This is a genomic window from Rhizobium zaerense (assembly GCF_051810725.1).
Classification (GTDB): Bacteria; Pseudomonadota; Alphaproteobacteria; order Rhizobiales; family Rhizobiaceae; genus Rhizobium; species Rhizobium leguminosarum_I.
In genome coordinates, this window is the sequence record NZ_CM132690.1 from 4,741,050 (window position 1) to 4,752,030 (window position 10,981).

Here is a 10,981-nt window from a genome sequence, read left to right on the forward strand (position 1 = left end):
ATCAAAAAAATTCGATACTGGTTTCGACGGGCTTCTGCGGAGCGGCGGGGCGCTGCTCGAGAGCGACGGTTCTCTGCGTTTCGGCACCGGTCAGGGGGTATTGCCGGGCACGACCGGAGACCGGCCAATATTCAAGCTTGCGTCCATGCTCTCCGCCTGTGGAGGAGCCGACCACCGGAATGCCTTCATCCCTCAGGAACTGCACGGCGAAGGCCGCGTTCTGCTCACCGACATTGGAGAATGTCGAGATCGTCTTCGCGCCGCCGAAGATCTTTGCCTCCAGTCGATCACGCCGGGCGCCCTGCTTCAGGAGACCGTTGATCAGCAGTTCCATCAGATGCACGCCGTACCGCGTGGCATCGCCACCTGTTGTCGGCGACGTCGCCGAACCGGGCAGCAGAAAGTGGTTCATGCCGCCGACACCGGCGACAGGATCTCTGAGGCACGCAGCCACGCACGAACCGAGAATGGTCGAGAGGACCGCATTCGGATCGTTCAGGACCTTGTACTCGCCCTGAATGATGTGCACGCGGCGGGCTGCCCCCTCAGTGATCATTTCAGGGCTCCAAACACGGCTTCGATGGCCGCTTTCATCTTCTCGATCGTGAACGGCTTGGCGAGCACGTTGTTGGCGCCGAGCTGGGCCGCCTTCTGCACCAGTGCGCGGTCGCCCTGGGCGGTGAGGATGATGAAGGCCGCCTTCTTGGTGTTCGGGTTGGTGCGCACGGCCTGAAGGAAGCCGATGCCATCCATCTTCGGCATGTTGAAGTCCGAGATCACCAGGTGGTGCGGCTGCTCGGCCATGATCTTCATGCCCTGCTCGCCGTCGCCGGCCGACGTGATCTGCTTGAAACCGAGCTGGGTCAGCGCATCGCTGAGCAGCAACCGGCTCGTTACCTGATCATCGACGATCAGAACTTTGATTTTCTCCGCGATCGACATTTATTCGGTCCCTTCCTTTCGGGCGGCTGTCATTTTCAATATTTCTTCACCGATGGCAGACAGCGGAAGCTGCTGCTCAACGGCGCCAAGTTCGTGAGCAACCCTTGGCATTCCGTAAACGACACAGGTTTTTTCGTTCTGGCCGAGCGTTCTGGCGCCTGCGTGGCGCATTTTCAACAATCCGGCGGCGCCATCGCGGCCCATGCCGGTCAAGATCACGCCGACGGCGTTGCGGCCCGCCAGTTCCGCGACCGAATCGAAAAGTACGTCCACCGAGGGGCGGTGACCGTTGACCGGCGCACGGTCGATGAGACGGCAGCACGGCGCCGAGGCACCGCTGACCTGCAGATGACGCTCTCCGCCGGGTGCCAGATAGATCTTGCCGATTTCGAGACGGGCACCATCGGTCGCTTCCTGCACCACCGGCGCACAGAGGCGGTTCAGCCGTTCGGCGAAGCTCTTGGTGAAGGTCGGCGGCATATGCTGGGTGATGACGGTCGGCGGGCAGTTCGCCGGGAATTTCTGCAGCACGGCAATCAGCGCCTCGACGCCGCCGGTCGACGAGCCGATCGCGACGATCTTGCGGCCGACGCGGAAATCGGCGACCGAGGGCGGTGGCGCGACAGCGGCAACAGGCTGGGAATACTGGCGTTGCGTGCGCGCGGCGGCCTTGACCTTCTCGGCGAGATCGCCGAAGGGCCTGGTTTCGCCCGGAGCCGGCTTGCCGACGCAGTCGAACGCGCCGATCTCCAGCGCCGCAAGCGTCGCCTCGGCGCCGCGATGGGTCATTGTGGATACCATGATCACCGGCATCGGACGCAGCGTCATGATCTTTTCGAGAAAATCGAGACCGTTCATGTTCGGCATCTCGATGTCGAGCGTCAGGACGTCGGGGTTCAGCCGCTTGATTGCCTCGCGCGCCTCCAACGCGTCGCCGGCCTGGCCGATGACGTTGACCTCCGGGTCGGAACTCAGAACAGCGGTGATCAGGCCCCGCATCGTCGGGGAGTCGTCAACAACGAGAACCCTTGCCGGAGCGCTCATGCCTTCCTCCCGAGACCTTTGGCCGTATAGCGATAGGTCGTGATGCCGATATTGTCGAAGACGTGTTTTGCCTCACCCGAAACACGTTCCGAATGGCCGATATAGAGGTGGCCGCCTTCCGGCAGCAGGCCGGCGAAACGCTGCCAGATCTTCGTCTGCGTCGGCTCGTCGAAATAGATGACGACGTTGCGGCAGAAGATGACGTCGAACTTGCCCTTGAACGGCCATTGCGCCATCAGGTTCAGCTCGTTGTAGGTGATCAGCCGCTTTACGCGGTCGTCGACCTGAAACTTCCTGCGGCCCTGAACCTCGACTTCGCTGAACCATTGCTTGCGCATGGCCGGCGAAACGGTTTCGAGCGCGCTCTCGTCATAGGCGCCGGCCCGGGCGATCGCGAGGATCTTCGGGTCGATGTCGGTTGCCAGGATCTTGAAGTCGTAGTCCGCGACATTCGGCATCAGCGACAGCACCGTCAGCGCGATCGAATAGGGCTCCTGCCCATCGGAGGAGGCGGCCGACCAGATGCGCACTCTGCCGCCCGATCTCGCCCGCTGCAGAAGTTCCGGCAGGACATGGTCGCGCAGGTGGTCGAAATGGTGGTTCTCGCGGAAGAAGCGGGTAAAATTAGTGGTCAGGTGCGAAAGCATCTCGCGGCGCGCTGCGGCGCCGGCCGGCGAAGCGACGAGGTCGCAATATTCCCGAAAGCCGGACAGACCGAGATTGCGGATATGCTTCGACAGGCGCGAATAGACGAGCGACGCCTTCGTCTCGTTGAGGAAGATGCCGGCATCCGAATAGATCATTGCGGCGATCTCAGTGAGGTCGCGGCGCGTCAGCGGATATTCTCCGCTCGCCAGGACCTCGTCGGATCCCTGTCTCTGATCTTTTGCGCCCATTACACTCATGCGGCTTCGCTTTCGGTCTCTGGAAAGAGGGATTCGAGTTCGATCAGGCAGATCATGCGCTTCTCGATCGCGAGAATGCCGCGGGCAAATTGACGCTCGAGTTCGGAGGAGATTTCGGGCGTCGGCTGGATGGTTTCGTCGGTCACCGTCAGGATATCGGAAACGGCGTCGACCAGCAGGCCGACGACCTTACGCCAGACCTGGGCGACGATGATGACATGACGGGCTGTGGGATCAGCCGGCTTCATGCCGAGCCGAGCCGCAAGATCGATGATCGGCAGCACCGCGCCGCGCAGGTTGATGACACCCAGCATATAGCCAGGCGAATGCGGCATCGCGGTCGCCGGGGTCCAGCCCCGGATTTCGCGAACCGACATGATGTTCACGCAAAATTCCTGATCCCCGATGCGGAACGCGATCAGCTCGCGATCCCCCTCGTTCAGATTTTTTACCGTGTACGACATTCGCTTATCCCACCGCTGCTAGCGACATTTCCGCTTTGAGCGACTGGCCGCGCGAGGCGCCGACAACCGCGTCGACATCGAGGATGAGAGCGACGCGGCCGTCACCGAGAATGGTGGCGGCGGCAATGCCCGGCACATGGGTGTAGTTCGCTTCCAGGCTCTTGATGACCACCTGGCGCTGACCCTGAATGGCATCGACCATCAGAGCCCGCTGGCCGCCGCCTTCGGATTCCACCAGAAGCGCCACGCCCTCGACCGGATTGGCCTGGGTGGCGCGGAAGTTCAGGATGCGGCCGACATCGACCAGCGGGCAAAAGCTGTTGCGGATCGAGATCAGCCGGTGGTTCGCACCGAAGGAGTGGATCGCGGCAGCTTCCGGCTGCAGGGTTTCGACGATTGCCGTCAGCGGCACGACCAGCGTCTGGCCGGCGACGGTGACCACCATGCCGTCGAGGACGGCGAGCGTCAGCGGCAGGCTCATGGTGAAGACCGAGCCGTGGCCCGGTTTCGAGGTGATGTTGATGCGGCCGCCAAGCGCCTGGATCGAGCGCTTGACGACGTCCATGCCGACGCCGCGGCCGGAAATGTCGGAGATCTTGTCGGCCGTCGAGAAGCCCGGCAGGAAGATCAGGTTGTCGATTTCCTCGTCGGACAGGTTGGAATCGGCCGGGATGAGGTCGTTGTCGATCGCCTTCTGGCGGACCTTCTCGCGGTTGATGCCGGCGCCGTCGTCGGCAAGCTCGATCAGGATGCGTCCGGAACGATGCTTGGCGGTGAGGCGGACCGTGCCCTCGGTGTTCTTGCCGGCGGCTGCACGCTTTTCGGGCGTTTCGATGCCGTGGTCGACGGCGTTGCGGATCATGTGAGTCAGCGGCTCGGCCAGCTTGTCGATGACCGTCTTGTCGACTTCGGTGTTTTCACCTTCGGTGATCAGGCGGATCGACTTGCCGGTCATGTCGGCGATTTCGCGGACGATACGCGACATGCGCTGGAAGACCGGCTTTACCGGCTGCGCGCGGATCGCCATGACCGAGTCCTGGATCTCGCGGGTGAGCTGCTGCAGCTCCTCGAGGCCCATATTGATCGAGGAGGTGCCGGTCGTGTCGTTCTCGATGACGCTCTGCGACAGCATCGCCTGGTTGATGACCAATTCGCCGACGAGGTTGATCAGGCGGTCGACACGGTCGAGATCGACGCGGATCGTCTGGCCGGCACCGGCGGCATTGTTCTGGGCGGCAGCACTTGCAGCGGCCGCTGCGGCGGCTGCCGATTCCTTCTTCTCGACGCGGGCGGCGACCATCTGCGTGACGTTGGAGGCAGTCTCGGCGGCGGCAACGGCGGCGGCCGTCTCTTCGGCGCGCGCGTCTGAGGGGGAAAGCTCTTCCGTTGCGCCCGTTTCATCGAGGATCGACAGATCGAAGGGAACCGGCACCATCGGCAGTTCGTCGTTGCTGGTCGCGTCGGTCCTTGCTTCTTCGACCGGCTTCACGGTCAGTTCGCAATCCCACTCGGCGAATTCGAAAACGGTGCGAATGGCGTCCTCGCCCTTGTCCGTCTTGATCGTGATGTTCCAAAAGAAATAAGCGCCTTCCGGATCGAGTTCCTCGAGACCCGGCAGGTCACCCGCATTGCAATAGATCGTCATTTCACCGAGGCGCGAGAGATCACGCAGCAGCAGGGTGGCGTCATTGCCCTTGGAATAGAGTTCGTAGCGCGGCTTGAAGATGACTTCATAGGCCGGCATGCTACCCGCATCGTCCTCGCCGCCAAAATCGTCGAAGGAAAAGGGGACTGGCTGGAAGCCGCTGTCGTCCGTCGGCTTGGGGGTCGGCGCCGGAGCGGCCTTTGCGGCGGCCCTCGGCGCAGGCGCCTCGGCTGAGGCCGAGGGAGACGGCATTTCACCGTTGGCCAATGCCTCGAGCTCCCTGACGAGGCCGCGGCTGCGGCTTTCATCGACGCTGCCGCCGTCGCGCGCAACGTTCGTCAGGTCGGCGAGCACGTCGGCCGACTTCAGCATCACCTTCAGGACATCCTGGTTCGGCTCAAGCTTGTTGGATCGAACGCAATCGAGAGTGGTCTCGAAGACATGGGCGAAGGCTACCAGATCGTCAAGGCCGAAGGCGCCGGCGCCACCCTTGATCGAATGCACGGCACGGAACACCGCATTGACGGTTTCCGGATCGCGATCGCCATCATTCATTTTCAGAAGACCGGATTCCAACTCGGCGAGCTGTTCCTCGCACTCCTGGAAAAAGATCTCTTTGATTTCGTTCATATCCATAGGAGCAAATCCTGGGTTTAAGCGGTTACACGCTCAATGGCATCGATCAGCTTGGCCGGGTCGAAAGGCTTGACGATCCAGCCCGTGGCACCGGCCTGGCGGGCGCGGTTCTTCTTTTCCGCGTCGCTTTCGGTGGTCAGAACCAGGATCGGGATCGCCCGATATTTCTCGTTGCGGCGGACACCTTCGATGAAGCCGAAACCGTCGAGGCGCGGCATGTTGATGTCGGTCACGATGACGTCAGGGTTGGACTCTTCGAGGATCTCGAGGCCCTCGATGCCGTCTTCCGCCTGGATCGTCTCGAAGCCGGCATTGTTCAGCGTCACGAGAAGCATGTTTCGGATTGTGCGGGAATCATCCACGGTCAGCACTTTTTTCTTCATTGCCGAATCTCCTTGGCAAGCAGGTGGTCAATATTGACGCCCACCAACTGCATGGTTTTCTGAAATGCGTCGGACACCTTGGTGAAGGTGAACGGCTGCTTGTCCTGTTCCCAGGTCTTCTCGGCGGACATCAGAACCTGGGCGCAAAGAGCACCGATCCGTTCAACGCCGGAAGCGTCTATCGAAAGACCGCTACCCCTGAGAGAGAGGAGCTTATCGCGCAAGGCGGAAGCCTCGTTGAGGTCGAGCACCGCTGTCAAATCCAGCGTCTTGCCACTCTTCTTTGCTGCCATCAGCTTTTCCTTGTCCCCTTATCCCCGGCCCGAGAAGACGAGCTGAGGCGATCATCCGATAGGTTAGTAAACATTCCGCCCACGTCCGACGCTTGCGAAGGGCTGCGGAAGGCTAAAATCGTCATTTTCGTATCCGTCCTCGGCCAGTGCCGGACGAGCGGCGACCTCGATGGCGCGCGGCGGCGTCACGCGAACCGGCGCAGGGCGCCCGGCAGCGGCGTTTTCCCGGGCGATGCGGAATTCGCGAATCGTCTGGCCGAGTTCGAGAATGACGGTGTGGAGGTGGTCGGCGCCTTCAGCCGAGCGCTCCGCAAGGCCGGCACTATCGGCCACCTCGCCACCCAGGCCCTTGATGTCGGCTGTTACGCTGTCGAGGCTTTCGGCATGTTCGCCGGTTCGGGTGGCGATGCCTGATATGGCGGCGTTGATGTCGGTGACCTGACGTACGATGCTGCCGATCGAATCCTGTGTGCGGCCGACCATCTGCACGCCGGCATCGACCTGCGCCTTGGTCGTCGTCACCAGCGTCTTGATCTCGCGGGCGGCTTCGGCCGAGCGCTGGGCAAGGGCGCGGACTTCCTGGGCGACGACGGCAAAACCGCGGCCGGAATCGCCGGCGCGAGCAGCTTCGATGCCGGCATTCAGCGCCAGGAGATTGGTCTGGAAGGCGATCTCGTCGATCGCACCGATGATCTGGCCGATCTTTTCGGCCGACTGCTCGATATCGGCCATGGCGCTGATCGCGCGGCCGACGACCTCGCCGCTTTCCTCGACGACAGCGCGCGTCGTGGCGGCCGCTTGTTGGGCAGCGCGGCTGTGGGCGGCGCCATCGCGGACGCTACCGGCGATGCCGGCAAGGGCCGCGGCGGAAAGCTGCAGCCGCTCGGTCTGGCCGGAAGCCGTGCCGGCAAACTGCCGTGACAGGCCGGCAAGCGCGCCCGTCGCCGCTTCGGCCTTGACCGTGCGCTCGGTAATGGCGGTGAACTCAGCCTGGAGGCCGTCCAACGCGCCGTTCAGCGCGGCGGCGATCCCGCCATAGGCGCCATCGCCGTCGACAGGCGCGCGTCGCGTCAGGTCGCGTGCGGACAGGCCCTCGATGACGTCGCCGAATATCCGGGCGATCTCGGCTTCGTTGTCGACGCGCTGATCGGCGAGCGCGCGCTGCTCCCCGGCACGCAGCGCATTGAAGCGAAGCGAGACGGCAATTTCCACATCGACCATGACGATACGGATGATCGCTGTCATCAGATCGGAGATCTCACGGGTGCGGCGTTTGGCCGACGGCAGCAGTGGACGGCCGGCAATCTGCTCGGCGAGGCCGGAAACGACATGCTCCAGCATGACGCCATGGCCGGCCACGTGCCAGCGCGGGTCAAGACCCATCTTGCTTTCGGTATCGGAGAGAACCTTGACGCGCTCGGCATAGAGGCTGTCGAATCGTGCGTCCGTCAGCACGTCCCAATGCGAGGACTGCAGATCATGCAGGCGCTCGACCTGGCGCTCGCTCTCGAAATTGCGCGAGGCGTCGGGGAATGACTGGAACCTGTGGAAGAGATCCCTGAGGCCCGCCTTCAGATGCGCTTCGAGGGCTGGCCGGTTACGGCGCACCAACTCGCACTGTTCGGCATCGAGACCGGCAAAGCGCAGGCGGTCGCGCAAGCTGCCTGCCTGCGCGCCACGAGCCTGATCTGATGGCATGTCCTGCCTCAACGCCTGTCCCCAACCACTTTCCGGGCGAAGGCCCGGCCAAAAACTTGCGCAGCATCCGTTGAACGCGAAGCGTGGAGACGGTCCTCACCACCGGTTACAACCGGCGGATCGAGCCCCCTGATCAGCTATGTTTCGGAGCTGTCTGAAGAGATGGATACCGGATCAACCCGGTACGGCGGGACGGCGTCATGCCTGGTGGGAACGAGTGCATCTTCCCATTCCGACGTGTAAACCAATGTTTATGGTTAATTCCTTGCCTGAAGGTTAATAAGCCTTTCGCGGTGCGGGCTTTTGAAGCAATTCAACGCCGTTCACAGCAAATACTGCTGCGGAGTTGCACGGCTGCTACAAGGCACACGCAAGCTCCGTGTTATATGCCGGTCGATAACCAAGACATGACGTCGACAAGGACTGAGCAATGATTGTTCTCGGATTGGGTTCCTGCTTGATTGCAATGACGCTGCTTGCCGCCGTCGCCCGTCTCGATTTTCTCGCTGCAAATCGCGATCTCCGCGCACTTCGGGTGTTCTAAAGCGCGTCGCGATCTTTCAGATACGCTCTTCGCGCATTGGATTTTTACTTTTACGCATGTCGTTACCGCAGCTGCACAGTTTTGCGCGCCATGCTTTAAACTGATCTCCGCCCTTCCCCGTTGGCAGTCCGGCACCTTTGGTGTATCGCACTCGCGCCTTTCATGTCAGCGGAACTATCGGTTCATGTCCCCCAGATCTGGTCTCCTCATCGTTCTTGGCTTCACGCTCTGGCGCGTGGTCACGCTCAATTTCGATGCGACGGACCTTTTCGTCGACGAGGCGCAGTACTGGTTCTGGTCGCAGAATCTCGATCTCGGCTACTATTCCAAGCCGCCGATGATTGCCTGGGTGATCCGGGCGATGACCGAGCTTTCCGGGTCCAACGCCATCTATTGGATCAGGCTGCTCGGACCGCTGATCCACATGGCGGCCGCACTGGTGCTGATGAAGACGGCAAAACGTTTCGTCGGGCCGGAGATCGAAGGCTGGACGGGCGCCACCTACATCACGCTTCCGGGCGTGGCGCTTTCTTCGGTGTTCTTCTCGACCGACGTGATCCTGCTGTTTTTTATCGCGATCGCTTTGCTTGCCTATTTCGGCTTGACGCAGCGACGCTCGGTCGGGCTGGCGCTCGTCATGGGCCTTAGCGTCGGCCTCGCCTTCCTGACCAAATATGCCGTGCTGTTCGTCGTTCCGGGCGGCGCGCTTGCCCTCCTCCTCATTCCGGCGGCGCGCATCGCCATTCGGGATTTCATCATCGCGGTCGCGGTCGCGGCGGTCGTCGCCTTGCCGAACCTCTGGTGGAACCTGCAGCACGACAACACGACGGTGCGGCATACGCAGGACATCGCCCATTGGAGCGAACTCGGTATCAACTTGCGTCGCGGGCTTGAATTTTTCGCCGCCCAATTCGGCGTCGTTGGGCCGATCATCTTCTTTGCGATGCTCTGGGCAGTCTATCGCATGATCAAGGGTAGGAGCGACGATCGCGAGAAGATACTGGTCTGTCTGTCGATACCGGTGGTGGTGCTGATCACGCTGCAGGCAACGGTCGCCAAGGCCTATGCCAACTGGGCCGTGACTGCCTATGTCGCAGGGACCATCCTTGCCGTCTGGCTGCTTTACCGGATGTGGCGCAAGGGGCTCAGGCTGTCGCTGGCCATCAACGGCATCGCCAGCCTGCTCTTTCCGCTGGCGACGATCTTTCCGCATCAGTTGCTGCTGCCGAACGGCGACGCGCTGATGAAGCGCTATCTCGGCCGTGCCGAAGTCAGCCGCGAGGCGGCCGCTCTCGCAGCTCAGGCCGGCACCGACATCATCGTCACCGACAATCGCGACATGGTCGCCGATCTTTTCTATACGCTGCGCGATCAATCGTACCGGATCTATGCGCGGGCGCCCGCGGGCCTTCCGGAGAGCTATTACGAGCAGGAATTCGCTCTGCCGGCCGACACCACCGGCAAGGTGCTTTTCCTGACGGACGGACCCTTCACCTGCGCCAGCGAGACGCCCGAGGTGCTGAAGAACTGGCAGCCGACGGAAGGCAACTACAAGGGTAAGGCGCTTTCTGCCTACAAGGTCTCTGCCTCCTGCCTGGCGCCTGAGCCGGTTTAGCCTGCCCGATGACAGAGCTGCCAGCGTCTTTTCGAGAGGCGCAGCGGGCACTGTAACCCTTTGAATTATGCAGGCGCCGCGCGGCACAGAGCAGGAGTGAGAATTGTTTCCCTTGCGCCTTGACCCATGATCTCAAGCCTCCTCGTCGCCCGCGCCCATTCCGCCGCCGACGTCGACGAGCTGACGCACTATGGCGCCGATACCGTCATCATGGGCGAGCGTGAAATCGCGCTGGGCATGGTTGACCGGCTCGCCCAAGTGCATCATGAGAGTGTGCCCTATGAAGACGGGCATGGGCCTGATACAATTATGCCGACGGATGACCCTCCGCCGGGAAGAGAATGAGAGATTGGCGCGCTTTTGAGCCGATACGGGAGTGACATCGCCGGGACGGAGAGGATGGAGCTGGACCAGCGCCGTCTGACGAGCCGTATCGCCGCTTCCCTTCTCGTCGCTGTCCTTGCCTATCTCTGCCTGCTTTTCGGCGGCAATCTGGTGATCTCGCCGGCCGCCACCGCCAATACGCTTTCCTCTTCCGATCGGGATTTGCAGCCGCCGCAACTGACTGCGCGCGATGCCGTGCGCGGGCTGCTTGCGTCTGAACGCAAGCTTGCACCGAAGCAGGCGGCGCATGACGCCGGACCGCTTGCCCTTGCCGCCGCCCCGGTTGTCGATTTTTCCGGCTGGACCATGGCCGCGCCTTTTCCGGCATTTGAAGCTTCGCTTCATGCCGCAGTCTCCAGGACCCATCAGCCGCGCGCACCGCCGGTCGCTACCTGACGCTCGCGCCGATCGGCGCTTCCGACCATTGA

The 10,981-nt window shown here is 62.2% G+C and carries 11 protein-coding genes and 1 pseudogene; 3 read left to right on the top strand and 9 right to left on the bottom strand.

Going from position 1 to position 10,981, the window contains the following annotated elements:
• Nucleotide 1: 1 nt before the first annotated feature.
• The 9 genes from cheD to ACS4RR_RS23460 all read right to left on the bottom strand — a co-directional run bounded on the left by cheD (nucleotide 2) and on the right by ACS4RR_RS23460 (nucleotide 8,010).
• Nucleotides 2-556: a chemoreceptor glutamine deamidase CheD gene (gene cheD / locus ACS4RR_RS23420; RefSeq protein WP_017967014.1), complete on the bottom strand. Its 555-nt coding sequence runs from the start codon at nucleotides 554-556 to the stop codon at nucleotides 2-4.
• Nucleotides 553-942, bottom strand: a complete 390-nt coding sequence (locus ACS4RR_RS23425; RefSeq protein ID WP_003556488.1) for a response regulator — start codon at nucleotides 940-942, stop codon at nucleotides 553-555. Before ACS4RR_RS23425 ends, cheD begins: the two co-directional genes overlap by 4 nt.
• A complete protein-coding gene (gene cheB, locus ACS4RR_RS23430) occupies nucleotides 943-1,986 on the bottom strand; it encodes a protein-glutamate O-methylesterase CheB (protein WP_456189468.1) in 1,044 nt (347 codons plus the stop codon).
• On the bottom strand, nucleotides 1,983-2,891 hold the full coding sequence (gene cheR / locus ACS4RR_RS23435) for a protein-glutamate O-methyltransferase CheR (RefSeq protein WP_260297776.1): 909 nt from the start codon (nucleotides 2,889-2,891) through the stop codon (nucleotides 1,983-1,985). Before cheR ends, cheB begins: the two co-directional genes overlap by 4 nt.
• Nucleotides 2,888-3,355 (bottom strand): chemotaxis protein CheW, encoded by a 468-nt coding sequence (locus tag ACS4RR_RS23440; protein WP_017967011.1) that lies wholly within the window; start codon nucleotides 3,353-3,355, stop codon nucleotides 2,888-2,890. Before ACS4RR_RS23440 ends, cheR begins: the two co-directional genes overlap by 4 nt.
• A gap of 4 nt (nucleotides 3,356-3,359) precedes the next feature.
• Nucleotides 3,360-5,636 carry a chemotaxis protein CheA gene (locus ACS4RR_RS23445; protein WP_222386387.1) on the bottom strand — a complete coding sequence of 759 codons (2,277 nt, stop codon included), beginning with the start codon at nucleotides 5,634-5,636 and terminating at the stop codon, nucleotides 3,360-3,362.
• 17 nt (nucleotides 5,637-5,653) lie between these two features.
• Nucleotides 5,654-6,019 (bottom strand): chemotaxis response regulator CheY1, encoded by a 366-nt coding sequence (cheY1, locus tag ACS4RR_RS23450; protein WP_017958972.1) that lies wholly within the window; start codon nucleotides 6,017-6,019, stop codon nucleotides 5,654-5,656.
• Entirely contained in the window at nucleotides 6,016-6,312 is a 297-nt protein-coding gene (locus tag ACS4RR_RS23455; protein ID WP_017967009.1) for an STAS domain-containing protein, read from the bottom strand. Before ACS4RR_RS23455 ends, cheY1 begins: the two co-directional genes overlap by 4 nt.
• 63 nt (nucleotides 6,313-6,375) lie before the next feature.
• Nucleotides 6,376-8,010 (bottom strand): methyl-accepting chemotaxis protein, encoded by a 1,635-nt coding sequence (locus ACS4RR_RS23460; protein ID WP_456189469.1) that lies wholly within the window; start codon nucleotides 8,008-8,010, stop codon nucleotides 6,376-6,378.
• Nucleotides 8,011-8,738: 728 nt separating this feature from the next.
• Here ACS4RR_RS23460 and ACS4RR_RS23465 point away from each other — a divergent pair.
• The 3 genes and pseudogenes from ACS4RR_RS23465 (at nucleotide 8,739) to ACS4RR_RS23475 (ending at nucleotide 10,949) form a co-directional block, all read left to right on the top strand.
• Nucleotides 8,739-10,169: an ArnT family glycosyltransferase gene (locus ACS4RR_RS23465; RefSeq protein ID WP_456189470.1), complete on the top strand. Its 1,431-nt coding sequence runs from the start codon at nucleotides 8,739-8,741 to the stop codon at nucleotides 10,167-10,169.
• A 132-nt stretch (nucleotides 10,170-10,301) separates the two neighbouring features.
• Nucleotides 10,302-10,514, top strand: a pseudogene (locus ACS4RR_RS23470) (sodium:proton antiporter); the annotation flags it as partial.
• A 54-nt stretch (nucleotides 10,515-10,568) separates the two neighbouring features.
• Entirely contained in the window at nucleotides 10,569-10,949 is a 381-nt protein-coding gene (locus tag ACS4RR_RS23475) for a hypothetical protein (protein WP_456189471.1), read from the top strand.
• Nucleotides 10,950-10,981 lie beyond the last annotated feature (32 nt).